Source organism: Streptomyces sp. NPDC048565 (genome assembly GCF_040650935.1).
Lineage (GTDB): Bacteria > Actinomycetota > Actinomycetes > Streptomycetales > Streptomycetaceae > Streptomyces.
This window is the reverse complement of sequence record NZ_JBEZIH010000017.1, coordinates 92757-116765: the sequence shown is the minus strand read 5'-3', so window position 1 is coordinate 116765 and position 24009 is coordinate 92757. Positions and strand designations below refer to the sequence as shown.

Here is a 24009-nt window from a genome sequence, read left to right as displayed (position 1 = left end):
ACTGGGTCAGTGACCAAGAAGCAAGCGGAGGATCTCGCCCGGCCCCGGCTCGACCCCGGAACGGTGGTGCGGACGGCCCTGGAACTGCTGGACGAGAAAGGCGCGGACGGGCTCTCGATCCGCGGCGTCGCGGACCGGCTCGGCGTCCGGATGAACACAGTGCTCTGGCACGCGAAGACCAAGGCGCGGCTGCTGGAGTTGATGGCGGACACGATCGTGGCCGGGGCGCCGGTGGACGGGCTGCCCGAGCCCTGGGAACCACGGGTCCGCGAACTGTTCCACCGCTACCGCCGCGCCCTGCTGGCCCACCGGGACGGGGCCAGGATCGTGGCCGGTACGTACGCCGCCGAACCCGCCACACTCCGCTTCGCCGACCTGATGACCGAGGCGCTGCTGGCCGGCGGGCTGGCGGAACGCGAGGCGGTCTGGACCGGCTGGAGCCTTGTTTACTTCACCCTGGGGCTGACCCAGGAGGAACAGGCGCTTCCTGACGTGATGGGCCCGGCGTTCGTACGACGGCTGGACTCGGGCGAATACCCCTCGCTCTCCCGGGCCGCCCCCCACTTCGAGGACACCTCCTTCGACGAGCGCTTCGACTACGGGCTCTCCCGCATCCTGGGGGTGTGAAACGGAACGGCACTCGAACCTGCCGGGCTCTCCACCCCTGATGGAGACCCGCCGCGGCCCCCCGACCGCACTGCCCCGGCTCTGATGCGTACGTCAGCTCCGGCGCGCACGTCAGCTCCGGCGCGCGCGTGAGGTCCGGCGCGCGCGTGAGGTCCGGCGCCCAGGTCAGCTCTGATGCGTACGTCAGCGGGGCCGCTGCCCCGGCCCGTCCACGACGCCGGACTTCACGAGCGCCCTGACCTCGATGTACTTCTCGCCGCCCACCAGCTCCTTCCCCACCGGGCGCGCCCCCTTCACCCCCTCCGTCCGCAGGCCCAGATAGGCGTACGTATCCCGCTCGAAGACGGGGCCGAACGACTGCCGACGGTGCGAGACGCCGATTCCGTGCCGGTCCAGCGCGTCCACCTCGTCGTCCTCCAGCACGATGCCGGGCAGCTCTGCGAGCGCCTCGAAGGCGGCGGCCTGCAGCCCAGGCGGCATGACCCGGGGGCCCCGCATCAGCATGACCAGGTCCATGTAGGCCGACTGCTCGTCGAGTTCCGTGGCCAGGTCCCCGTGCCCGAGCTCCCGGAGCAGCCCCTCCGGATCGGTCGGCAGCTTCGCCAGCTTCGCGTACTCGGTGGGCGGCCACTGCACCGAGTGGGCCTCCGGGGGCTCGTCCTTGACCCGCCCGTTGTAGACGTACCGCGAGAGCCGGGAGCCGTCCACGGAGATCCAGAACTCGTCCATGTGCGTCGTCTGCTTCCCGCCCTTCAGGGGGGTCCGCGTGCAGACCTCCATGGCGTAGAGGTACTGGTCGTTGCGCGGCACCTTCGTCCCGGCGCCGTCGGCGCGTGTCCGGTCCGCCGCGCGGTGCAGCACCTGCGCCGCGGACAGCATGGACCCGCCCGTACGACCGCCGGTGCCACCGTCGGGACCCCCCTTGGCCACGACGACCGTCCCGGCCACCGCTGCGGCGGCCAGCGCGGTGAAGGAGGTCCGCAGCACCAGCCGCCTGGACAGCAGACCGGTCCGCCGGCCCTCCCGTTCCATGGCGTCCGCCAGCCGAGCGCGGCCCGCGGCACGTGCATCCGTGGTGAGCGCGGGCACATCGGCCTCCAGCTCCCGCAGCGCGGTGAGGTCATCCATGGCCGGGCTCCTCGTGTTCGTCGTACAGGCGGGTGGGATCCGAACCGCCCAGCGCCTCGCGGAGCTTCTTCCTGGCCCGGTGCAGCCGCGAGCGCACGGTGCCCACGGGCACTCCGAGCGCCTCTGCCGCCTCCGCGTAGTCCAGGTCGCCCCAGGCGATGACCAGCAGCACGTCCCGGTAGCGGGCGGGCAACGCCGCGAGTGCGCCGGCGAGTTCACCGCGTACGCCCTCGGCGCTGACCCGGGCGGCCACCCGGTCCGCCAGAGACTCTCCGTCACCGCTCGCGTCGCCGCTCCCGTCGCCGGGGTCCGTGGACGCGGCGCGTGACAGCGCCCGCAGCCGCCGGGCCTCGGCACGCCGGTGCCCTCCCACCAGGTTGGTGACGATGCCGTACAGCCAGGGGCGGGCCTGCGGCCTCGAAAGGTCGTACCGTCGGCGCTGCTGGAAGGCGATCACGAAGGTCTCGGCCATCAGGTCGTCGGCCGCCTCGGTGCCGAGCCGCCGGGCCGCGTACCGGTGGATGTCCTGCGCGTACCGGTCGAACAGCGCGGCGAAGGCATCGGGGTCCTCCAAGGACCGCCGGACGACCGAGGCATCGGACTCGGCATACTCCCCCTCCGCCTCCCGTGCCCCCTCCGCCTTCCACGCCGTCTCTGCCTTCCACGTCCTCTCCGCCTTCCACGTCCTCTCCGCCCGCTCCGCACCGGGGCGTTCGGTCGGCTGCCGGACTTCGAGGCCCGGTGGGACGGTCACTGTTCGGCTCCTGCGCACATGGGCTTCCCTCGGAGAGGCGGGCTCGGTCACCTCCTGTTGGCCGATCCCCGCTTCCGGGTTCCCGTCACGCCCGTACGAACCGCACGGGCGTCCCCGGGACCGCCTGTGCCGCCCTCGCCAGCGCGGCTTCGGCGACCACACCCACGACCGGATAACCGCCCGTCGTCGGATGGTCGTTGAGGAACACCACGGGAAGCCCGTCCGGCGGCACCTGCACGGCGCCCAGCACCATGCCCTCGCTGGGCAGTTCACCGTCCCTCGCGCGCCGCAGGGCGGGTCCCTCCGTACGCAGCCCGATCCGGTTGCTCCGCTCCGAGACCCGGTACACGGCGGTCGTCAGTGTGCGCAGGGCATCCTCGGTGAACCAGCCGTCGCGCGGGCCCCGGTGCAGGGGCAGCACCAGTTCGGCGGGGGCTCCCGGCCAGGGGACGGTGTCGGCGTGCGGAACACCGCCCGGCCACCCCAGCGGCAGCACGTCACCCTCACGCAGGACCGGCGGGCCGAGCCCCGAGAGCAGGTCTGCGGACCGGCTGCCGAGCACCGGCTCGGGTACCAGGCCGCCCGCGAACGCCAGATAGCCGCGCAGCCCGTACTCCGCGGGCCCGGCCTCCAGCACCGCGCCCCCGGGCACCAGGACCGGCGTGCCCCAGGCGGCGGGGCGGCCGTCCACGGTGACCCGGCATCCGGCCCCGCCGACGACGGCGAGCACCGGCCGCGCTCCGGTGACCCGGACCGCGCACCCGGTGAGTGTGGTCTCCAGCACGGCCGCGTCCCGCGCGTTGCCGACCAGCCGGTTGGCCAGTCGCCGGGCGGGCCCGTCCAGCGCCCCGGCCCTCGGTACGCCGAGGTGTGCGAAGCCTGCCCGCCCCTCGTCCTGCACCGTGGTCAGGGCGCCGGCTCTGACCACCTCCAGCCCCGGCCTCACCCGGACACCCCCGCCGGTACGAAGCGCACCCGGGCCCCGGGCCGGAGCAGCGCCGCGGGCTCCCGCCCCGGATCCCACAGGGCCTCAGGGCCCGCCATCCGGCCGATGAGCTGCCAACCGCCGGGCGTGGGGCGCGGATAGACCCCGGTGTACGGCCCTGCGAGGGCCAGCGCCCCGGCGGGCACCCGGGTCCTGGGCGTGGCCCGCCGCTCGACACTCAAGTGCGCCGGCAGGCCCGTGAGATACCCGAAGCCGGGTGCGAACCCGCAGAAGGCCACCCGGAATTCCGTACGGGCATGGATGCGGGACACCTCACCGACATCGACACCCCACGCCCCCGCCACATCGGCGAGATCCGGACCGTCGTAGACCACGGGTATCTCGACGGCCTCCCCCGCACCCCGCTCCAGCGGCGGCACGGTCCACTCCCGCAGCCGCCCCGCGAGCGTCCGGTCCGCCACCCCGTCCAGCAGCACCGTCCGGGCGCCGGGGACGATCTCGCGTACACCGGGGAGCTCCCCGGCGGCCCGGCGGCGCAGCAGCTCCGCGTGGAAGGCCTCCGCGTCCTCCCCGGAGTCCAGCTCCACGAGCAGCGCATGCGGCCCGGCCGCCAGCACCCGTACCCCACACCCCCCACCGCCCCCGCCGCTCATGCGAAGGCCCGTATCCGCACGCCCGCCTCTTCCAGCGCCGTACGGATCCGCTGGGCGAGCGCGGCGGCGCCCGGGGTGTCCCCGTGGACGCACAGCGACCGGGCCGCGACGGCTATCCGGCTGCCGTCCACCCCGGTCACGGCCCCCTGCACGGCCATGCCGACACTGCGCCGTACGACCTCGTCCGCGTCGTGCACCACGGCGCCCACCTCCCCGCGCGGGACGAGCGTGCCCTGCGGGGTGTACGCGCGATCGGCGAAGGCCTCCTCGACGGCGGTCAGGCCCGCCGCCTCCGCGTGGGCGAGCAGACGCGAACCGGGCAGCCCGAGCACCGCAGGGCTGCCGCCCGCGAGCCGCACACCCGCGACGACGGCGGCGGCCTGCTCCTCGTCCCGGACAACACGGTTGTAGAGAGCGCCGTGCGGTTTCACGTACGAGACCGTGGAGCCTGCCGCCTCCGCGAACACCCGCAGGGCGCCGATCTGGTAGGCGACCTCCGCCGCCAGTTCGCCCGCCGGCACATCCATGGAGCGCCGCCCGAACCCGGCCAGGTCGCGGTAGGAGACCTGCGCCCCGATGCGTACGCCCCGCTGCGCCGCCGTGTCGCAGACCCGCCGCATCACGGATGCGTCGCCCGCGTGAAAACCACAGGCCACATTGGCGCTGGTGACACAGGTCAGCAGTGCCTCGTCCTCGGTGAGGGTCCAGCGTCCGAACCCTTCGCCCAGGTCCGCGTTGAGATCGATGAGATACGGGGACTCGGGAGGGGACTTGAGATACGGGGACTCGGGATACTGGGACTCGGGATACGGGGACTCCGCCGGTTCCGTCACGGCCGAACGCTAACCAGCGGCCGCCCCGCCCGACAAGGACCCCCCGGCCCTACAGTTCGGACCATGACCGACGCCACCGCGCTCCGCACCCGCTGGCAGGACACCCTCGTCGCCGCCCGGGGCGGCGCACCGGGCCCCGACCCTCTGCCGTACGCCGACAACCTCCTGGACCGCTGGGCCGAACCCCAGCGCCGCTACCACACCACCACCCACCTCACCCAGGTCCTGGACCGCGTCGACACCCTGGCCGGCCACGCCGCCGACCCGGACCTGGTGCGCCTCGCCGTCTGGTTCCACGACGCGGTGTACCGCCCCGACCGCTCCGAGAACGAGGAACGCAGCGCGGCACTCGCCGAGCTCGCCCTGCCCGAGGCGGGCCTCCCCGACACCGCGACGGCTGAGGTCGCACGGCTGGTCCGGCTCACGGTCACGCACGACCCGGCGGACGGCGACACCAACGGCGAGGTGCTGTGCGACGCGGACCTCGCGATCCTGGCGTCGGCCCCCAAGGACTACGCGGCGTACGCGGCGCAGGTACGGGAGGAGTACGGCTTCGTCCCCGACGAAGCGTTCCGCGAGGGCCGCGCCTCCGTACTGCGCCAGCTGCTGGAGCTGCCCCGGCTCTTCCGTACGCCGCACGGGACGGCGGAGTGGGAGCCGAGGGCCAGGCAGAACCTGACCACGGAACTGGACCTGCTCACCCACTGAGACGGCGGAATGGCAGGGAATGACAGGGCCGAAACCACTGTTGGCCACTGTCATGCCCGACTCCGTCTCCGACTCATTTTCCGACTCCGTTCCTGACTCCGCTCCCAGCCCCACCCCGCCCTCTTCGCCCTCTTCCCGCGCCCGTATGCCGATGGCCGTGTACATCCTCGGCCTCTCCGTCTTCGCTCTCGGCACCAGTGAATTCATGCTGTCCGGGCTGCTGCCGCCCATCGCCGACGACATGGACGTGTCCATCCCGCAGGCCGGACTCCTCATATCCGCGTTCGCGATCGGCATGGTGGTCGGCGCCCCGCTCCTGGCCGTGGCCACGCTGCGGCTCCCCCGGCGTACGACCCTCATCGCGCTCATCTCGGTCTTCGGCCTCGGCCAGATCGCGGGAGCGCTGGCACCGACGTACGAGGTGCTGTTCGTCTCCCGGGTGGTGAGTGCGCTGGCGTGCGCCGGCTTCTGGGCGGTGGGCGCGGCGGTCGCCATCGCGATGGTGCCGGTGAACCAACGGGCCAGGGCGATGGCCGTGATGATCGGCGGACTGTCGATCGCCAACGTGCTGGGCGTGCCGCTGGGCGCCTTCCTCGGCGAGAGCTTCGGCTGGCGTTCGGCGTTCTGGGCGGTGGGCGCCGCGTCCGCCGTGGCACTGGTCGGCGTCGTCACACGCATCCCGCGCATCCCGCTGCCCGACAAGAAGCCGCAGCTCAGGCGCGAGGTCGCGATCTACCGCGACCGCCAGGTGTGGCTGTCGATCGTGATCACGGCCCTCGCGGCCGGCGGTGTGTTCTGCGCCTTCAGCTATCTGGCGCCGCTGCTGACGGACGTGGCCGGACTGAGTTCGAGCTGGGTGCCGTGGGTACTCGCCCTCTTCGGCGTCGGCGCACTGATCGGCACGACGATCGGCGGCCGCGTCGCGGACGCCCACCTCTTCGGCGTGCTCCTGACCGGTATCAGCGCCTCGACGGTCTTCCTCGTGGCCCTGGCTCTCTTCGCGTCGAACCAGGTCGCCGTCGTCATCCTCGCGTTCCTGCTGGGCCTTTCGGCGTTCTACACGGCCCCTGCGCTCAACGCCCGCATGTTCAACGTCGCGGGCGTCGCCCCGACGCTGGCCGGTGCGACGACGACGGCCGCGTTCAACCTGGGCAACACGAGCGGCCCGTGGCTGGGCGGCGCGGTGATCGACGCGGACTTCGGCTTCCGCGCCACGGCCTGGGCGGGCGCCGCGATGCTGCTGCTCGGCCTCGTCGCGGTGACGGTCTCCCTGCGGCTACGCGGCGACGGCGGCACGCCGTCCCGCCGCGTAGCGGGCGGCGGCGCACCGACACACACGGACGCGGCACGGACGGCCGACGCGCAGCAGACGGCCGCAGCGGAACGGGCGGCCGGCGCGGAACGAGCGGTCAGCCCGGGCCAGTCGATCACCTCATAGCCGACTACCGGCTGCCGGCTGCCCCGGGTCACCGGCTACCGCCCCCCGGCTGCCGGATCACCGGCTGCCGGATCACCGACGCGGCACGAAGAGTGGGCCGCAGCGCGAGGCCCTCAGCGCGAGGCCGGTGAAGCCGACGATGTCGGCGAAGCCGGCCGCCCCTTGGGCCTCCGCAGCCCCGCGTCGGTGATCCGGCGCACGATCTCCTTCGACCCGACCTCCCGCGCCCCGGCGCGCACCGCGTCCGCGTAGTGCGCCTCGGGCACATCGTAGTGATCGCGCTCGAAGGCGCGGGGCGGGCAGCCGATCGAGGCGGCGAAGGCATGCAGCTCCTCGAACGACACATCGCTGACCAGGTGCGACCACATGCGGCCGTGCCCCGGCCAGGTCGGGGGGTCGATGTAGACGGTCACCGGCCGAGCACCTGGGCGAGCCCGCCCACCCGTGCGACGGACACCGTCGCCTTCGTACACACCCAGTGCGGATCCGGTCCGAGCTCCGGCTCGACGTCCAGGGCGTGCGGCCCTTCGTCCGTACACACCGGGCACAGCGGCCAGCGCCCGTAACGCTCCAGGAGCGCGTCCTGGACGTCCTGTGCCACGAGTCCCGTCACGAAGGCCACGCCCTCGGGCCACTGCTCGACCCACCACCGCCGGTGGACCACCGCGTCCTCGACCATCGAGACGATGCCGGCCTCGGCCACATCGCCCGCGACGAGGTCAGCCATCACCAGCGCACGCGCGGTGTGCAGCTCCTGCTCCAGCCTGTTCAACTCCATGCCCCCATTGTCCCCGCCGCCACACCCCGCAGGCGGCCCGTGGCGGCGGTCGGCGGAGGGGGGCGGGGTTACGGACGCGAAGACCGGACATTTCGGCTATTTTCGCGTCCTCAACCCCCCATCACCCGGTGAGGGATTGACGGAACCGGGGGGTGGAAATAACTTTCAAGGGTGACCAATGACGTGAAGGAAAGTTTCAACCCGGACTCACCGCCCGCCCCCGCCGCGCTGGCGGCGAAGGTGCGGACCCTCGCTCCGTCCATGACCCGTTCGATGCAGCTGGTCGCCGAAGCGGTGGCGGGGGACCCCGCCGGGTGCGCAGCCCTCACCGTCACCGGTCTCGCCGAGCTCACCGGCACGAGCGAGGCGACCGTGGTCCGCACGGCCCGCCTCCTCGGCTACCCGGGCTACCGCGACCTGCGCCTCGCGCTCGCCGGCCTCGCCGCCCACCAGCAGTCCGGCAGGGCGCCTGCCGTCACCGCGGACATCGCGGTCGACGACTCGATCGCCGACGTCGTGACGAAGCTCGCCTACGACGAGCAGCAGACGCTCGCCGACACGGCGGCCGGACTGGACACGGTGCAGCTCGGGGCGGCCGTGGCCGCCGCCGCGACCGCGCGCCGCATCGATATCTACGGCGTCGGGGCGTCCTCCCTCGTGGGGCAGGACCTGGCGCAGAAGCTGCTGCGGATCGGGCTGATAGCCCACGCCCACATGGACCCGCACCTCGCCGTGACCAACGCGGTGCAGCTGCGGTCCGGGGATGTGGCCATCGCGATCACCCACTCCGGTTCCACGGGTGACGTCATAGAGCCGCTTCGGGTCGCCTTCGACCGGGGCGCGGCGACGATCGCGATCACCGGCCGTCCGGACGGGCCGGTCTCGCAGTACGCCGACCATGTGCTGACGACGTCCACCGCGCGGGAGAGCGAGCTGCGGCCTGCCGCGATGTCGAGCCGTACGAGCCAGCTGCTGGTCGTCGACTGCCTGTTCATAGGGGTCGCCCAGCGGACGTACGAGACTGCGGCGCCCGCCCTGTCCGCGTCGTACGAGGCCCTGGCCCATCGCCATACCCCGCGCGTTCGCTGACGACCACGACCGCGATACCGCGACCGCGACCGCGTCCATTCCCACGGCGACACCGCACCACACCACCCGCACCCGTACGAGCACGAGAAAGCAGAGCACCGTCCATGACCTCCACCACCGACGCGAACGCCGATGAAGCCACTCCGGATGGTTACGGCGAACTCCGCGCCCAGCTCGCCACCCTCACCACCGAGGCGTTCCGGCCGGAGCTCGCCGAGATCGACCAGCTGCCGACGCGGGAGATAGCCCGCATCATGAACGGCGAGGACACCACCGTCCCCGCCGCCGTGGCCGAGAAGCTGCCGGAGATCGCCGCGGCGATCGATGACACCGCCGAGCGCATGGCGCGCGGTGGCCGGTTGATCTACGCCGGTGCCGGCACCGCGGGGCGTCTCGGTGTGCTCGACGCCAGCGAGTGCCCGCCCACCTTCAACACCGACCCGTCCGAGGTCATCGGCCTGATCGCGGGCGGCCCTTCCGCCATGGTCACGGCTGTCGAGGGGGCCGAGGACAGCAAGGAGCTGGCCGCCGCCGACCTCGACGCCCTGGGGCTCACCGCTGACGACACGGTGGTCGGGATCTCCGCCTCCGGCCGCACGCCTTACGCCATCGGGGCCGTCGAGCACGCCCGCGGCAGGGGCGCGCTCACCATCGGCCTCTCCTGCAACGCGGACTCCGCGCTCGCCGCCGCGGCGGAGCACGGCCTGGAGATCGTCGTCGGCCCCGAGCTGCTCACGGGCTCGACCCGTCTCAAGGCGGGCACGGCGCAGAAGCTCGTCCTGAACATGCTCTCGACGATCACGATGATCCGGCTCGGCAAGACGTACGGGAATCTCATGGTCGACGTGCGCGCTTCCAACGAGAAGCTGCGCGCCCGCTCCCGCCGGATCGTCTCCCTCGCCACCGGCGCCGGTGACAAGGAGATCGAGGCGGCGCTCGCCGCCACCGACGGCGAGGTGAAGAACGCCATCCTCACCATTCTCGGAGCGGTCGACGGTCCCACCGCCGCCACGCTCCTGGCCGACTCCGACGGCCACCTCCGCGCCGCTCTCGCGGCTGTCCGAACCACCTGACGCACCACTCCCCGCACAGCAAGGCACCACGCACCATGGCTACTGAAGACAAGAACCGCGCCACTGCCGCCGCGATCCTGCCGCTTGTCGGTGGCGCCGCGAACGTCAGCTCGATCGCCCACTGCATGACCCGGCTCCGGCTGGGCCTGCACGACCGTTCCCTCGTCGACGACGAGGCGCTCAAGGCGGTCCCCGCCGTGATGGGCGTGGTCGATGACGACACGTATCAGATCGTCCTCGGCCCGGGCACCGTCGCCCGGGTCACCCCCGAGTTCGAGCGCCTGGTCGAGGAGGGCCGGGCTTCCGGGGAACGGGCTCCCGAGGGCCGGGCGTCCGAAGCTCCCGCATCGGGCAGTCCCGCGTCGGGCAGTCCCGCATCGGGCAGCGCCGCGCTCGACGGCTCCGCGCCCGACGGCTCCGCGTCCGTCCCCGTTCACACGGCCGAGGAGCTCGCCGGTAAGGGCGCGGCTCTCAAGGCGCAGCAGAAGGCGAAGAACGCCACCCCGTTCAAGCTGTTCCTGCGCAAGATCGCGAACATCTTCGTCCCGCTGATTCCTGCCCTGATCGGCTGCGGCATCATCGCCGGTCTCAACGGGCTGCTGGTGAACCTCGGCTGGCTGACGTCGGTCACCCCCGCCCTGGCGGCGATGGCCTCCGGCTTCATGGCCCTGATCGCGGTCTTCGTCGGCTACAACACGGCGAAGGAGTTCGGCGGTACGCCGATTCTCGGCGGCGCGGTCGCGGCGATCATCGTCTTCCCCGGTGTCGCGGACATCCATGCGTTCGGCCAGACCCTCGCCCCGGGCCAGGGCGGCGTCCTCGGCGCGCTGGGTGCGGCGGTCCTCGCGGTGTACGTCGAGAAGTGGTGCCGCCGCTGGGTGCCGGAGGCCCTCGACGTCCTGGTCACTCCGACGCTGACGGTCCTGATCTCCGGCCTCGTCACGATCTTCGGCCTGATGTACGTGGCCGGTGAGGTCTCCTCCGCCATCGGTACGTTCGCCGACTGGCTGCTCTCCACGGGCGGCGCGGGCGCGGGCTTCCTGCTCGGCGGCTTCTTCCTGCCCCTGGTGATGCTGGGCCTGCACCAGGCCCTGATCCCGATCCACACGACGCTGATCGAGCAGCAGGGCTTCACGGTCCTGCTCCCGATCCTCGCGATGGCCGGAGCGGGCCAGGTCGGTGCGGCGGCTGCGGTCTACCTCCGTCTCCCCCGCAACGAGTCGATCCGCAAGACCATCAGGTCCGCGATGCCCGCGGGTCTGCTCGGTGTCGGCGAGCCCCTGATCTACGGCGTCTCGCTGCCGCTGGGCCGCCCGTTCATCACGGCGTGTGTGGGCGGCGCGTTCGGCGGGGGCTTCGTGGGGCTGTTCAACCAGCTCGGCGACTCGGTCGGCTCGACGGCCATCGGCCCGTCCGGGTGGGCCCTGTTCCCGCTCCTGGACGGCAACCACGGCCTGGGCTCCACGATCGCGATCTACGCGGGCGGGCTGCTCGTCGGGTATGTCGCGGGATTCGTGGCGACGTACTTCTTCGGCTTCAGCCAGGCGCTGCTGACTGAGTTCAACGTCTCCCAGGAACGGGACCCGTCCCTGGTCTCGGCCGACGACAGGTCCGCTTCCGGGTCCGACGGGAGCGGCACCGCCTCGGGCGACTCCCCCGCGAAGGAACCAGCGGGCGTCTGAGCCGAGCGACGCCGGGGGGGGCGGCGGCGCCAGGGGGTTCAGGCCGGGAAGTCCGCCGTGGGCAGGGAGACGTCGAAGGGGGCGGGGAGCACCAGAGGCTTGCCGAACGGCACGGGGTCCGAGTGCTTGTACGTCCCGTCCTCATTCGGCTCGGTGAACAGCGTGGCCATCGCACCACGGGTGTCGAAGCGGTCGATCAGGAGGTACATCGGCACGCCTGCCCGCGCATAGGCCCGGTACTTCTTCGTCCTGTCCTCGCGGGCGTTCCCCTTGGACGTGATCTCAACGATCAGCAGCGCCTCGGACGCGTCCATCGGGTCGCTGGTCTCCGGGTCCGCGGCCGCGATCAGCTCTGCCGGCATCACGACGAGATCCGGAACATAGAGCTTGTCGAGTGGCGCGACGTGGACGCCCAGCGTCTGGTAGACCTCCAACTCTTCGGGGAGGTTCGCGTAGAGCCGGCGCTGCACCTTCGCGGCGATGCCGTTGTGATGCGCGTGAGGCGGCGGTATCAAGACGATCTGCCCTTCGTCGATCTCGGCGCGCCACCCCTCGGGCACGTCCAGTTCCTGCCAGGTCCGCAGCAGGTAGTCCCACGGGCGGCCTTCGGAGTCCTGATCGTTTTCGACCATCGCGGCGGTCATCGCAGGTCCCTTCTCCTGTGGCCTGGCATCGAAGCGTGGATCGACGTCGGTGCGGCGTTCCGCCGCTCCCACCAGCGTCCCACGATCGTGTGACGCACGCACCGATCCCGGACCGGGTGTCCTGCACGCCGAAAAAGGCTCGGGAGGGCCGGGAATCGCAAGTTCGAGCGAGCGGGTGTGTAGGGAACTGCTTTCAGGGCACTAGGTGCTGCGGAGGTTGATAACAATGGTTCCCCTGCTTCTCGTTCTTCTGCTCGCCCTGATCCTTTTCGGTGCGGGTTTCGCGCTCAAGGCACTGTGGTGGATCGCAGTGATCGTGCTCGTGGTATGGGTGGTCGGATTTCTCGTCCGCCCGACGACCGGCGGCAAGCGCGGCCGGTGGTACCGCTGGTAGAGACCTCGACCAGCAACGACGCGGGTGGCCCAGGCCCTTCGGGACCTGGGCCACCCGCGTTTTTCTGTGGCCGCGGCATTCGCCGGGTGTGGGCCGGATGATTGCGGGCAGCCGAAATGGTGAGCGGTACAGCTCATTTATCCGTCGCGGAAGGAGCCAGTTATGCGCGACAATCTGTGGAGCTTTCCTCCCACGAGCGGTCACACCGCCGGCGCCGACCTGACCGGATTCTCGGTCGAGGCGACGGACGGAAGTATCGGAAAGGTCGACAAGCAATCCGACAAGGCGGGTTCCTCTTATCTCATCGTCGACACCGGAGTGTGGATCTTCGGCAAGGACGTCCTGCTTCCGGCAGGCACGATCAAGGGGATCGACACGGAGCAGAAGAAGATACGCGTCGACCTGACCAAGGACCAGATCAAGGACTCCCCCGAGTTCGACAGGCACTCGCACGCGAACGATCCGGGCTACCACGCCCAGGTCAGCGGCTACTACGACCACTACCGCATCCTGTGACTCCTGGTCATCCGGAGAACCGATCGCCGGTCCGTCGGCATCTGTCTGTGTAGAAACCCACAGCTCAGAGACGACAAGCGGCGGAAGAGCAACAGACATGACGCACGGGCCGGCAGCAACACCCGACGAGGGACGACGCACCGAGGGGGAGCACGGGACACGACCCGGCGTCGTCCGCACGACGCTCGCCGTCCTGCGCCGCGACGGGCTCACCCTGTACGGCCAGGCCGCCCGTGCCGCCGGAGTCGCCGCGCTGGGCGGCCTGCTGGTGACGGTCGTGGCGTTCCTCGTCACCTGGCCCACGTTCACCGCGATCCGCCTGGGCGCGATCCAGGCCCACATCGACGAGGACTCCTACGCCCCCGACGGCAGCCGGGTGCACGACATGTGGCTCACCCTCCTCGCCTGCCTGCCGTTCCTGATCCTCCTGCTCCACCTCGGATGCACCGCCATCCAGACCGCGTCCGCCCGTGCGGCCACCGGCGGCCAGGGGCACGGCCCCTTCCGTACGGTCCTGGGCGTGTACGTGCTGCGCGGAGTGCTCGTGTGGGCCCCGTTGGTGCTCGGCATCCTGGTGGAGGAGTACTTCACCACCACCACGTTCCGGGAGTACACCGCGATCGTCCCCAAGTGGGAGTACCCCCATCTGTTCCCCCTGCTGCGCTACGGCCCGCCTCTGCTGGGCCTGGTGCTGACGCTGGTGCTCCGGTTCGGCTGGGCCCTGGCCCCCGCCACCGCCGCGACGGAAGGCCTCGCACCCCTTGCCTCGCTGCGCCGCTCCTGGTCGCTGACCTGGGGCCGGATCGGCGCCTGGTTCCGGACCATGGCCCTCGCCCTGCCCCTGGGCGCACTCGCCGTCGGGCTGTACCTGCTGCTCCACCTCGCCGCCCGGCCCCTGCGCTCCGCGACGGTCTCCGTCTTCCTGGAGTGGGGCCCGGACAACACCTACGCCGCGTACGTCGTCGGGCTCCTCGTCCCGATCGCCGTCGCCCTGCTGCTCGCCGGCGCCCTGATCCTTCCGCCGGCGCACACCGCCCTCACGGTCCTCCACCGGCGGCTCCTCACGGCAGCCGCCCCTCGCGGTTGATCTCCCGCACCCGAGCCCGCAGCACGAGCCCCGGCGGGGCCGGCCGGACGGCTTCGGGCGGGCAGTCCCACTCCGCGCCGCCACCCGGCGGACGCAGCTGTACGTACGGTCCGACTCGGCCCATCACCCGGCCGATCCGCCCGTCCCTGCCGTCCACGGCGAACGTCCCCGGCTCGGGCGTACACGGCTCCAGTCCTTCAACTGTCATGTGCGGCCTTCGCTTCGAGCTGCGCGCTCAGCCGCAGAGCCGTCTCGACCGAGCACCGACCGAGGTCGACGAGCGGGGTCGGCTCGTTGCTCGCGCACGACACCGGGTCGATCCGCAGCGACGGCAGCTTCACGCCGACCCCCGCGAGCCCGGCCCGCAGCCGGGCCGCCGCGTCCTCCGCCGCCCGCACTCTGCTCGCTGCTTCCTTGCGCCGTTCCGTAGCCGTCATCATGATCTTCCCCATTTCCACGCTGAGTAGTTGCTATGCGTACTCAGCGTGGTCAATTCCTCGCTACCGTGGAAGAGGCGCAGTTCCAACACCCGCTGATGTGTCACAGGGAGTCGCCTTGCCCGGACCGAAGAAGCTGGACCCCTCCTCCTCACCCCGCGCCCTCCTCGGCGCCGAACTCCGTCACCGAAGGGAGGCCGCGGACCTCTCCCAGGAGGACCTCGGCGCTCCGCTGTTCGTCAGCGGCTCCTTCATCGGACAGCTCGAATCCGGTACGCGACGCATGCAGTTGGACCAGGCCCAGAAGCTGGACGAGGTCCTGGGCGCGGGCGGCTTCTTCGTGCGGAACTGCGCCGCCCTGAAGAAGTCCAAGTACCCGGACCACTTCGCGGAGGCTGCGGAGGCGGAGCGCGAAGCGACTTCGATCCGGGAGTACGCGCCCCTGCTGATCCCGGGGCTCCTCCAGACGGAGGCGTATGCGCGGGCCGTGTTCCGTGGCGGTCTGCCGACTGCGACCGAGGAGGCCATCGACGAACTGGTAGCGGCACGGCTGGAGCGAGCACAGCTACTGGCAGATCCAACAACGCCCTTGGTTTGGGCGGTTCTCGATGAAGCGGTGCTGCGCCGCCACAAGGGTGGCAAGGCTGTGATGGCCACGGCGCTCAGGCACGTTGCCGCCCTGGCTCACCGGCATCGCGTGATCGTGCAGATCCTGCCGTTCTCAGCCGGTGCGCACATGGCCCTCGAAGGCCCCTTGAAGTTGATGTCCTTCTCCGGCGCTCCTCCTCTCGCCTATCTGCAAAGCCTGGGCGCAGGGCAGTTGCGGGACGATCCGGCTACCGTCCGGCAGTACGAACTGACCTACGATCTAGTCGTGGCCAGCGCATTGTCACCGGAAGCGTCCCTGGCCCTGATCGAAGCGGTGGCGGAGGATTACGCCCATGAAGATCAGCAGCTCTGACTACGACCTGACCACGGCGACCTGGCACAAGTCCTCGTACAGCGGTGCAAGCGGCGGCGACTGTCTGGAGGTCGCCACCTGGCGCAAGTCCACCTACAGCGACGGCAGCGGCGGCAACTGCCTCGAAGTCGCCGACGGTCTCCCCCACGTCGTCCCCGTCCGCGACTCCAAGGTCACCGACGGCCCCGCGCTCGTGTTCCGGGCAGACGCCTGGTCCGTCTTCGTCGCCGGCCTGAAGCGCGGCTGAGCCGACCCGGCCGGCTACTTCCCCGGCGGGCGCGCTCCGCCGGGGAAGCCGGTCTGGCCACGGCAGGCCGGTCAGTCGGAGCGGATCAGCTCGCGTAGAACGGGGTCAGCTCGAACGTGTTGGGCTTGGAGCCCACCATGCAGGCGAAGTCCTCGACCTCGCCTGCGCTCTTGAGCGCCTTGCCCCAGTTCGTGCAGTCGTCGAGGTTGCCGGTTCCGATGAGGTCCGGGCCCTGCACGGACGCCTGGGCCGCTCCCGCGGTGATACCGGAAAGCGCCAGGACGCTGGCGCCGACAACTGCGGCCTTGATGAGGGTCTTGCGCATGTTTTCGCTCTCTTTCGCCTGAGGGCGCGCGCGCCGAAGGGCACGCGGCCACGGATGGGGACGGGCTCGGTGCAACACGCGGCCCGTCCTACCGCCCCGGCCCGCGTCGATACCGGGCCGGAAGGGCGACGCAGCTGATACGCCTCGCGCTTTGCACAACGGTCATGGATCGCGACCAGGCAAAACACTGGTACGCACCGGGGATTCCCCGGGCGCTGGTCATCTGATCACATCCGCAACGGCTGCCACAAAGATCGCCAAGCCCTGTTACGCCCCCCGGACGAACCCCTGAAGAAGGCATTACCCGGAGGTGGAACGACCTTCGTCGCCCTGCGTCGCGACCAATGGCTACAGCGGTGTCGGGTCGGCGGTCTCTACCGTGAGCGTGTGACTCGTCTGGATTCCATGACCCCCGCGCGCCCGACCCCCCTCGCATCGGCGGTGAGGACGCGGCTGGCGTCCTGGTCGGCCGTACCGGGCCGCGCTCTGCTCGCGCCCGGGATGTGGCCGACCGAGCGCATCGTGGCCGAAACGTTCCTGAGCCTGGTACTCGCCCTGCTGGGGGTGGGCGCCGGGCTTGTGGACGACGAGAGCACGGCGGTTGCCGTCGGTGTCGGCTTGCTGGCCGGGCTGTTGTCGCTCCTGCGCCGAGGACTGCCCGCGTCCGTGCTGCTGGCGGCCGCGGCCGGTTCCGGGCCGTTCTTCGGGTTCGCGCCTCTGCTCGTCGTCGTCGCCTGGTCGGCCGGGCGACGGATCGACGGTATCGGCAGGGCGAGCGGTGTCTTCGCCCTCGCCTACGGCCTCGCCCTCGGCCTGACCGCGGCCTGGGAATCGCACGCGTCGTTGCCGGTCCTGGCCATCGCCGGGATGTTCATCCTGTTCGCGGTCGTCGTCCCGGGACTCACTGGACGCTACTGGTCGCAGCGCAGGACCCTGACCGACACCCTCCACGAGTACAACGCCCAGCTCCTGCGCGAGCGAGCGATGATCGCGGGGCAGGCCAGGATGCTGGAGCGTCAGCGCATCGCGCAGGACATGCACGACAGCCTCGGCCACCAGTTGGCGCTGATCGCGGTGCACACCGGTGCGCTGGAGGTGGACCGCGAGCTGATGGGCCGGCAGCGCGAGGCCGTCGGCGTGCTGCGTGAGGCGTCGGTGGCCGCGATGCACGAACTGCGCGACGTGGTCGGCGTACTGCGGGACGGTGTGGGGGCGGAGGCCTCCCCCGCCGGGGCGGGTCCCCTGGGCGCGGGCGGTGAGGGCCCGGGGGCGCCGTCCCGTGGGGTGGCGGGCATCGACGACCTGGCCGAGACGTCCCGGAAGGCCGGCACGGCCGTGGAGATACGGCGCTCGGGCGAGGTACGCCCGCTCGCGACCACCGCCGACCACGCGGCGTACCGCGTGGTCCAGGAGGGCCTGACCAACGCCCATAAGCACGCGCCGGGCGCGTCGATCACCATAGGCCTGCGGTACGAGCCGGACTCACTGGTCGTGGAGGTCGCCAACGGCCCGGTGGCGGAACCGGCACCGGGCAGTGTGGCGAGCGGCGGCCAGGGGCTGACCGGCCTGGAGGAGCGGGCGCGGCTCGTCGGCGGCATGGTGCACGCGGGTCCCACGGCCGACGGTGGGTTCCGGCTGGCCGGCGTCCTCCCGTACACCTCGCCCGGTGAAGCGAGGAAGACGTTCGTCGCTCCGCCGGACGACTTTCGGGCGCAGAATCCGGCGGACTCCGGGGGTGAGGCTGGACCGGTCATCGAGTGGAACGGTCTCCCGAAGGAGTTGGCCAAGGCAGTGAACAGGACCAAGAGGAGCAACGGCATAGCCATCGGGTGCGGGATCGCGGCCCTGGTCGGCGTCGTGATCGTGATCGCGGTGATCGTCGGGGTCGTCTTCCTCGTACGCGAGTCGGACAAGGCGATGATCGAACCCGCGCAGTACGACGCGGTGAAGATCGGTCAGTCCGAGCAGTCCGTCCGCGACTCGCTGCCGCACGGCGACTCGTTCATGAACACGGACCCGGGTGCCGGAGCGCCGCCGGAGCCCGACGGTGCGACCTGCCTGACCCTCATGTCCACGGAGCTCGGGGACGGCTGGGACGCGGACCCGGTGTTCCGGTTCTGCTTCAAGGACGGCAAGCTGGTCGAGAAGAAGTCCTTCGATGCCGGCTGAGGGAATATGACCGATCAGAACCACTCAGGAGAGTCGTGATCAGGGTGCTGGTGGCCGATGACGAGCCGCTGATCCGGGCAGGCATCCGGATGATCCTCTCCTCGGCCGACGACATCGACGTCGTCGCCGAGGCCGCCGATGGCCATGAGGCGGTCGAACTCGCCCGCTCCCAGCGGGTCGACGTCGCGCTGCTGGACATCCAGATGCCCGTCATGGACGGGCTGACGGCCCTGGGTGAGCTGCGCCGGGCGGCCCCTCAGGTGAGGGCACTGATTCTGACGACGTTCGGGGAGCGGCACAACGTGCTGCGCGCCCTGACCGGGGGAAGCGCCGGCTTTCTGCTGAAGGACTCGGCCCCCGCAGAGCTCATACGCGCGGTGCGGGCGGCTGCGGGCGGGGAGGCGTATCTGTCGCCGGGTGCCACCAGGCACGTCGTGGACTCGCTGGCCACCGGCGGTACGACGCAGCGGGCGGAGGACGCCCGTCGGAGGCTGGAGAAACTGACCGGCCGCGAGCGCGACGTCCTGGCCCTCCTCGGCGAGGGCCTCTCCAACGCGGACGCGGGTCAGCGGATCCATATGAGCGAGGCGACGGTGAAGGCGTACGTGAGCCGCATCCTTGCCAAGCTGGAGTGCGAGAACAGGGTGCAGGCCGCGCTGCTGGCCCGGGACGCGGGCCTGGGCGTGTGAGTGCCGGGCGGCTCGGACCACCAGGGTTCGGAGCGCCAGGATTCGGAGCGCCAGGGTTCGGACCGCCAGGATTCGGAGCGCCAGGGTTCAGACCACCTGGATGACGTGCTTGCCGCGTACGCCGCCCGCTTCCAGTGCCCGGTGGGCGGCGGCGATCTCGGAGAGCGGGTGGACGGTGTCCACCACGGGGCGGATCTGGCCGCTCTCCACGTAGGCGGCCAGTTCGGCGAGCCGGTCGTGCTTCGGGTTGTCGCTGAAGAACTGGACGCGTCCACGGCCGTGGACCGTCGAGGCGAGGATGTAGCCGAGGCTCGCGGCGAGGTGGTCGATGTCGAAGGAGATGGAGATCATGCGGCCACCGGGGGCCAGCAGCCGCCGGAAGGCCCGGAGTTCGGTGCCTGCGGTGTCCATGATGACGTCGAAGCGGCCCAGGTCGGACGGCCCGGTGGTCGTGTAGCTGAAGGCCTCGTCGGCGCCGAGCTCCCGGACGAAGTCCAGGTTCTTCGGGCCCGCGAGCGCCGTGACATGGGCGCCCAGTACCTTGCCGAGCTGGACGGCGATGCTGCCGACCCCGCCGCTCGCGCCGCGTACGAGCAGTCGCCGGCCCGGCTTCAGGCGCCCCCTGGTCCTGAGCGCGGTGATGGCGGTCACGCCCACGGGGAGGGATGCGGCTTCGACGAGGCTGATGTTCTCGGGGGCGTAGGCCAGATTGCGAGGGCGGACCGCGATGTATTCGGCGGCGCTGCCGAAGGTGCGGGGCAGGACGCCCCATACGCGGGCGCCGGGCCGAAGCCCGGTGACGGCGGGGTCCACCTCGGCGATTTCGCCGGCGAAGTCGATCCCGGTGCGCTGGGGGAACTTGCGGCCGGTCACCAGGCGGACGCGCCCGGCCCGGCCGTAGAGCTCGCCGCCGTTGACGCTCACCGCGTGGACGCGGACCAGCACCTGGCCCTGCTGGAGTACCGGGACCGGGACCGTGCCGACGTGGAGCACCTCGGGAGGTCCGTAACTGTCGTAGAGCGCCGCGCGCATGTCGTTCATGTCTTCCAGGCTAAGCGGGTAAACGGATGGACCCCTCCGTTTGGGCTAAAGTGAGAAACATGCCTGATCAGACCTCTCACAAGCCGCCAGGTGACGGCCTGCGCGCCGATGCCAGGGAGAACCGTGACCGGATCCTGAGGGCCGCGCGTGAGGCGTTCTCGCAGCAGGGCATCGATGTGCCCATGGCGGCGATCGCCCGACGGGCGGGGGTCGGGGTCGCCACGCTGTACCGGCGGTTCCCCACCCGCGACGCGCTCGTGACGGAGGCGTTCGCGGAGGAGCTCACCCACTGCGTGTCCGTGCTCGACGAGGGGCTGGCGGACCCGGACCCCTGGCGGGGGTTCTGCACGGTGCTGGAGAGGGTCTGCCTGATGCAGGCGGTGGACCGGGGGTTCACGCAGGCGTTCCTCACGGACTTCCCCGACCAGCTGGACTTCGCGGGCGAACGCGCCCGCGCCGAGGAGAGCCTGGCCCTGCTGGTCCGGCGGGCCAAGGACGCGGGCGGGCTGCGCCAGGACTTCGAACCCAGCGACATCACCCTGCTGCTGCTCGCCAACTGCGGCGTCGCGACCGGTGCGGGCGAGGAGGAGGCGGCGGTGGCGTCCCGGCGCCTGGCCGCCTACCTGCTCCAGGCCTTCCGGGCGGAGACGGTCGCGGCCCTGCCGCCGCCGGCGCGGCTGGATCTCGGCCGGATCCACGGAGCCGGTGGCTGAGCGGGGGCACGGACCGGGCCCCGGCTCCCAGGTCACGCCCTGGAGTCACGTCCCGGGTTCACGTCCCGGGTTCACGTCCCGGGTGACGTCCTGGGGTCACGTCCTGACGTCACGTCCTGGGGTCCAGCGCGCCCGTGAGTTCGGCGCGCCGTCGTATCCGCAGCTTGCGGTAGGCGTGGGTGAGGTGGGTCTCCACCGTGCGGCGGGCCAGGTGCAGCAGTTCGGCTATCTCCGCGTTGGTGCGCCCGTCGGCCGCCAGTTCGGCGATGCGGCGCTCGCTCCCCGTCAGGGCGGCGGACCCGGTGCGTGCCGAGGCGGGGAGGCGTCCGCCTCCCTCGCGCAGCGCTCGGCAGGCCTGGGCGTGGAGGCGGAACGCGCCTTTGCGTTCCGCGCGTTCGGCCGCCTCGCGCAGGCAGTCCCGGGCGCGGGAGCGCTCCCCCACGCCGATGAGCTGGCGGCCCTGCGCGAGCAGCGCCGGGATCAGCTCCATCTCGGTGTCGGCCGGGGCGGCGCGCAGGGTGCGTACCGCCTCCCCGACGAGTTCCAGGCCGTGTCGTCCGCCGGTCACGGTGCCCAGGGCCCGTAGGGCGCGGCCCACCGTGCGCGGGGTGTTCCAGATGCGGGCCAGCCGCAGTTCCTCCTCCGCCAGACGCAGGGCCTCCCGGGTGCGCCCCGTCGTGGGCCCGCATTCGACGATCGCGGAGCGCCACGGTGTGACGACGGGGCTGATCACTTCGCGTGCCAGCTGGCGGCGCCCGCACTCCAGTAAGTCGTGCAGCGCGCCCGCCGAATCGCCCACGGCGGCCCGCAGCAGGCCCCGGGCGTACAGGAAGCGGTTCAGCTCCCAGGAGTCCCGCGCACGGCGCAGATCGAACCCGGCGGCGAGCCGCTGTGCCTCGTCGGTTCGGTCGGCGTGCACGAGCGCCATCAGTACATGCGCGTCCGTGTTGTCGGGGCCCGTGCCCGACCGTGCGACGCGCAGGTCGGCGACGTCGGCGAGCAGTACGGCCTGGTCGCCCCGGGCCGCGGTGATGTCCGCACGGATGTTGACCAGGGCGAGGCGCATCGGGTGCAGCCGGGAGCAGCTCTGGAGTGCGAGGCCGCGTTCCACGAGCCGTTCGGCTTCGTCGAGTTCGTCGGCCCACTGGGCGACGGCCGCCGCGGTGCCCACCAGGAAGGGTTCGCCGGTCGGGTCGGCGGGCTCGGCGAGCAGCGCGTGCAGTTTCGCCATCGCGTCCTGTGCCGAGATCAGCCCGGCTGTCGCGGCGTACCGGACGAGGAGGGCCTGTCCGGCGGTGCCGACGAGCTCCGGGGAGCGCGCGGCGGACTCGCCCAGCCACCGGTACGCCTCCTGCCGTTGGACCTGGTCGTGGTCGGAGAGCATCGCCGACGCCGCCTGCACGGTACGGGCGAGCCCCGGGTGCCCGGACAGACCTGCCTCGGTCCGGCGCAGCATGCCCATGGCCGTACGGACCTCACCCTGGCCGGCGAGGGCGGTGCCGAGGGCGATGGCGGTGTGCACCCGGTCGCTGGGCTCGCCCTCCAGGTCCAGGGCCTCGGCCAGGCGTGAGATGGCCGCGCCGGCGTCGGCCGAGAGGTATTCCAGGGAGCCGAGTTCGGTCAGCAGCCGCTGCCTGCGGCCGTCGGACAGCGGCTCGTCGAGCGCCCGGCGCAGATAGCGGACGGCGTCGTCGGCCCGGGAGGCGTCGATGGCCACGGTGACCGCGTCCCGCAGGACGCGCAGCGCCCACGGCCTGCCGACGGCAGGGGCGCGCAGCAGATGGCGGGCGACGGCCTCCACCCGACCGCCCCGGGACAGCAGCGCCTCGGCGGCGGCCAGATGCACCGCCTGCCGGCGTGAGGTCGGCCAGCCGGTGAGCACCGCGTCCCGCAGGAGCGGATGGGCGTAGTGGCGCTGCCCGGCGGCATCGGTGCGCAGCAGCCCGAGCCGGGTCATCGCGGTGAGCCAGCCGGCGACCCGGGCCGGGTCGGCGCCGGTCGCCTCGGCGAGCAGGACCTGCTGATCGGCGGCGCTGTCCGGTGCGGCCACCTCCTCCAACGCGGCGAAGGCACGGGCCACATCGGCGGTCGCCTTCCCTGCGCTGTCCAGCCACCAGGAGACCGCCGCCGGATACGCCCCCGGGTACAGGGCGGCGCAGGTCTCCGGCAGCGGGAGGGGCGGAGTGCCGCGCAGATCGTCCAACAGGGCGAGCAGCAGGAGCGGAAGGCCGGCGCCGGCCCGTACACAGTCCGCCGTCCACTCGGGGTCCGACCCGGGGAACAGGGTTTCGACCATCTGTGCCGCCGCCATGTCGGTGAGCGGGGCGAGGGTGTGCGTGCGGACGAAGGACGCGGAGAGCGCGTGGGTGAAGCCGCTGGGCTGCGGGTCGATGTCGTACTGGCGCCGCTCGGTCGCCACCAGCAGCACCGGCAGCCGGTCCAGTTGGCGGGCCGCCTCCGCGAGCCAGCGGCGTGAGGACCGGTCGGCCAGGTGGATGTCGTCGACGGCCAGCAGCAGGGGGGACTGTGCGGCGAGTGTGTCCAGCAGCTCCCACAGCCGGGCCGCTCTGCGGTGGTAGTCGGCGGACGGCATGCCCGCGTATTCCGGTACGTGGCCGAGGAGTCGGCCTGCCGTGGAGAGGGGCGCGCCGGTGTCCTCCGGGGAGCAGCGGGCACGCAGCACCCGCAGGCCGCGTTTCTCCGCATGCGCGGCGGCGGCGTCCAGCACGGCGGTGCGGCCGGTCCCGGTGGCGCCGCTCAGCAGGACGAGGCCGCCCGCGCCGTCGAGGGCGCGGGCGCTCTCGGCCGCCAACAGATTGTGTGCGTCGCCGCGTTCGCGCAGCACGTGGATCATCGAGGCCTCCCGAGAAGATGGTGCGCGCCGTCGCTGTGTCAGAGGTACAGACGCGGGCCGGGGTGGCGTGATATGACCCACACACCGGGTCGGCAACCGGCCCGCCGACCGGCGGTGTGTCCAGGCTCACTGCGGGTTCCGCATGCCGCGTCCGCGAGGCTCTCGCACGTCGCTGACCAGCCCTGATGTAATGCCGGACGGTGCCTCCACCTTTCTCTCGTGG

The 24009-nt window shown here is 71.7% G+C and carries 27 protein-coding genes; 14 read left to right on the top strand and 13 right to left on the bottom strand.

All coding sequences use genetic code 11. The features are described 5' to 3' along the window. The first annotated feature begins 9 nt into the window (after window positions 1-9). A complete protein-coding gene (locus tag AB0C75_RS21255) occupies window positions 10-627 on the top strand; it encodes a TetR/AcrR family transcriptional regulator C-terminal domain-containing protein (protein WP_362893037.1) in 618 nt (205 codons plus the stop codon). 183 nt (window positions 628-810) lie between these two features. On the opposite strand, the gene AB0C75_RS21250 is transcribed toward AB0C75_RS21255, so the two are convergent. The 5 genes from AB0C75_RS21250 to AB0C75_RS21230 form a co-directional block, all read right to left on the bottom strand. Next, on the bottom strand, window positions 811-1755 hold the full coding sequence (locus AB0C75_RS21250; protein ID WP_362893035.1) for a CU044_5270 family protein: 945 nt from the start codon (window positions 1753-1755) through the stop codon (window positions 811-813). Continuing rightward, window positions 1748-2509 carry an RNA polymerase sigma factor gene (locus tag AB0C75_RS21245; RefSeq protein WP_362893033.1) on the bottom strand — a complete coding sequence of 254 codons (762 nt, stop codon included), beginning with the start codon at window positions 2507-2509 and terminating at the stop codon, window positions 1748-1750. The genes AB0C75_RS21250 and AB0C75_RS21245 overlap by 8 nt, the downstream gene beginning before the upstream one ends. Before the next feature lie 85 nt (window positions 2510-2594). Continuing rightward, complete coding sequence (locus AB0C75_RS21240; protein WP_362893031.1) at window positions 2595-3455, bottom strand: biotin-dependent carboxyltransferase family protein; 861 nt, start codon at window positions 3453-3455, stop codon at window positions 2595-2597. Beyond that, the gene (locus tag AB0C75_RS21235; protein ID WP_362893029.1) at window positions 3452-4108 is read right to left on the bottom strand and encodes an allophanate hydrolase subunit 1; all 657 of its coding nucleotides are present in this window, start codon (window positions 4106-4108) and stop codon (window positions 3452-3454) included. Before AB0C75_RS21235 ends, AB0C75_RS21240 begins: the two co-directional genes overlap by 4 nt. Then, window positions 4105-4854 carry a 5-oxoprolinase subunit PxpA gene (locus AB0C75_RS21230; protein WP_362893164.1) on the bottom strand — a complete coding sequence of 250 codons (750 nt, stop codon included), beginning with the start codon at window positions 4852-4854 and terminating at the stop codon, window positions 4105-4107. Before AB0C75_RS21230 ends, AB0C75_RS21235 begins: the two co-directional genes overlap by 4 nt. 150 nt (window positions 4855-5004) lie before the next feature. Between AB0C75_RS21230 and AB0C75_RS21225 the strand changes: the two genes are divergently transcribed. Both AB0C75_RS21225 and AB0C75_RS21220 read left to right on the top strand, forming a co-directional pair. Next, a complete protein-coding gene (locus tag AB0C75_RS21225; RefSeq protein WP_362893027.1) occupies window positions 5005-5649 on the top strand; it encodes a hypothetical protein in 645 nt (214 codons plus the stop codon). Window positions 5650-5794: 145 nt separating this feature from the next. Next, entirely contained in the window at window positions 5795-7087 is a 1293-nt protein-coding gene (locus AB0C75_RS21220; protein ID WP_362893025.1) for a Cmx/CmrA family chloramphenicol efflux MFS transporter, read from the top strand. 113 nt (window positions 7088-7200) lie between these two features. On the opposite strand, the gene AB0C75_RS21215 is transcribed toward AB0C75_RS21220, so the two are convergent. After that, entirely contained in the window at window positions 7201-7500 is a 300-nt protein-coding gene (locus tag AB0C75_RS21215; protein ID WP_362893023.1) for a DUF4031 domain-containing protein, read from the bottom strand. Further along, complete coding sequence (locus AB0C75_RS21210; protein WP_362893021.1) at window positions 7497-7865, bottom strand: hypothetical protein; 369 nt, start codon at window positions 7863-7865, stop codon at window positions 7497-7499. The genes AB0C75_RS21215 and AB0C75_RS21210 overlap by 4 nt, the downstream gene beginning before the upstream one ends. Before the next feature lie 171 nt (window positions 7866-8036). On the opposite strand from AB0C75_RS21210, the gene AB0C75_RS21205 reads away from it, so the two are divergent. From AB0C75_RS21205 to AB0C75_RS21195, 3 genes are all read left to right on the top strand, one after another. Next, the gene (locus AB0C75_RS21205) at window positions 8037-8954 is read left to right on the top strand and encodes a MurR/RpiR family transcriptional regulator (protein ID WP_362893019.1); all 918 of its coding nucleotides are present in this window, start codon (window positions 8037-8039) and stop codon (window positions 8952-8954) included. A 104-nt stretch (window positions 8955-9058) separates the two neighbouring features. After that, the gene (gene murQ / locus AB0C75_RS21200; RefSeq protein ID WP_362893017.1) at window positions 9059-10027 is read left to right on the top strand and encodes an N-acetylmuramic acid 6-phosphate etherase; all 969 of its coding nucleotides are present in this window, start codon (window positions 9059-9061) and stop codon (window positions 10025-10027) included. Between the two features lie 35 nt (window positions 10028-10062). Next, the gene (locus AB0C75_RS21195; RefSeq protein WP_362893015.1) at window positions 10063-11709 is read left to right on the top strand and encodes a PTS transporter subunit EIIC; all 1647 of its coding nucleotides are present in this window, start codon (window positions 10063-10065) and stop codon (window positions 11707-11709) included. A gap of 38 nt (window positions 11710-11747) precedes the next feature. Here AB0C75_RS21195 and AB0C75_RS21190 read toward each other — a convergent pair whose 3' ends face one another. Then, entirely contained in the window at window positions 11748-12353 is a 606-nt protein-coding gene (locus AB0C75_RS21190; RefSeq protein WP_362893013.1) for a Uma2 family endonuclease, read from the bottom strand. A 226-nt stretch (window positions 12354-12579) separates the two neighbouring features. Between AB0C75_RS21190 and AB0C75_RS21185 the strand changes: the two genes are divergently transcribed. The 3 genes from AB0C75_RS21185 (at window position 12580) to AB0C75_RS21175 (ending at window position 14350) form a co-directional block, all read left to right on the top strand. Further along, window positions 12580-12747 (top strand): hydrophobic protein, encoded by a 168-nt coding sequence (locus AB0C75_RS21185; RefSeq protein ID WP_362893011.1) that lies wholly within the window; start codon window positions 12580-12582, stop codon window positions 12745-12747. A gap of 162 nt (window positions 12748-12909) precedes the next feature. Next, window positions 12910-13263 carry a PRC-barrel domain-containing protein gene (locus AB0C75_RS21180; protein ID WP_362893009.1) on the top strand — a complete coding sequence of 118 codons (354 nt, stop codon included), beginning with the start codon at window positions 12910-12912 and terminating at the stop codon, window positions 13261-13263. Between the two features lie 97 nt (window positions 13264-13360). Continuing rightward, window positions 13361-14350, top strand: a complete 990-nt coding sequence (locus AB0C75_RS21175; protein WP_362893008.1) for a hypothetical protein — start codon at window positions 13361-13363, stop codon at window positions 14348-14350. Here AB0C75_RS21175 and AB0C75_RS21170 read toward each other — a convergent pair. Next, on the bottom strand, window positions 14325-14558 hold the full coding sequence (locus AB0C75_RS21170) for a hypothetical protein (protein WP_362893006.1): 234 nt from the start codon (window positions 14556-14558) through the stop codon (window positions 14325-14327). The genes AB0C75_RS21175 and AB0C75_RS21170 overlap by 26 nt on opposite strands. Then, window positions 14548-14787, bottom strand: a complete 240-nt coding sequence (locus AB0C75_RS21165) for a hypothetical protein (protein WP_362893162.1) — start codon at window positions 14785-14787, stop codon at window positions 14548-14550. The genes AB0C75_RS21170 and AB0C75_RS21165 overlap by 11 nt, the downstream gene beginning before the upstream one ends. Window positions 14788-14905: 118 nt before the next feature. Between AB0C75_RS21165 and AB0C75_RS21160 the strand changes: the two genes are divergently transcribed. Further along, the gene (locus AB0C75_RS21160; RefSeq protein WP_362893004.1) at window positions 14906-15748 is read left to right on the top strand and encodes a helix-turn-helix transcriptional regulator; all 843 of its coding nucleotides are present in this window, start codon (window positions 14906-14908) and stop codon (window positions 15746-15748) included. After that, complete coding sequence (locus AB0C75_RS21155) at window positions 15729-15995, top strand: DUF397 domain-containing protein (RefSeq protein ID WP_362893002.1); 267 nt, start codon at window positions 15729-15731, stop codon at window positions 15993-15995. The genes AB0C75_RS21160 and AB0C75_RS21155 overlap by 20 nt, the downstream gene beginning before the upstream one ends. Before the next feature lie 85 nt (window positions 15996-16080). On the opposite strand, the gene AB0C75_RS21150 is transcribed toward AB0C75_RS21155, so the two are convergent. Beyond that, on the bottom strand, window positions 16081-16320 hold the full coding sequence (locus AB0C75_RS21150; RefSeq protein WP_362893000.1) for a hypothetical protein: 240 nt from the start codon (window positions 16318-16320) through the stop codon (window positions 16081-16083). A gap of 387 nt (window positions 16321-16707) precedes the next feature. On the opposite strand from AB0C75_RS21150, the gene AB0C75_RS21145 reads away from it, so the two are divergent. Beyond that, window positions 16708-18489: a histidine kinase gene (locus tag AB0C75_RS21145; RefSeq protein ID WP_362892998.1), complete on the top strand. Its 1782-nt coding sequence runs from the start codon at window positions 16708-16710 to the stop codon at window positions 18487-18489. Between the two features lie 35 nt (window positions 18490-18524). After that, on the top strand, window positions 18525-19178 hold the full coding sequence (locus AB0C75_RS21140) for a response regulator transcription factor (protein ID WP_362892996.1): 654 nt from the start codon (window positions 18525-18527) through the stop codon (window positions 19176-19178). An 87-nt stretch (window positions 19179-19265) separates the two neighbouring features. Here AB0C75_RS21140 and AB0C75_RS21135 read toward each other — a convergent pair whose 3' ends face one another. After that, window positions 19266-20219 carry an NAD(P)-dependent alcohol dehydrogenase gene (locus tag AB0C75_RS21135; RefSeq protein ID WP_362892994.1) on the bottom strand — a complete coding sequence of 318 codons (954 nt, stop codon included), beginning with the start codon at window positions 20217-20219 and terminating at the stop codon, window positions 19266-19268. Between the two features lie 59 nt (window positions 20220-20278). Between AB0C75_RS21135 and AB0C75_RS21130 the strand changes: the two genes are divergently transcribed. Then, window positions 20279-20932 carry a helix-turn-helix domain-containing protein gene (locus AB0C75_RS21130; RefSeq protein ID WP_362892992.1) on the top strand — a complete coding sequence of 218 codons (654 nt, stop codon included), beginning with the start codon at window positions 20279-20281 and terminating at the stop codon, window positions 20930-20932. A 109-nt stretch (window positions 20933-21041) separates the two neighbouring features. On the opposite strand, the gene AB0C75_RS21125 is transcribed toward AB0C75_RS21130, so the two are convergent. Continuing rightward, window positions 21042-23786: an AAA family ATPase gene (locus AB0C75_RS21125; protein WP_362892991.1), complete on the bottom strand. Its 2745-nt coding sequence runs from the start codon at window positions 23784-23786 to the stop codon at window positions 21042-21044. Window positions 23787-24009: the final 223 nt, after the last annotated feature.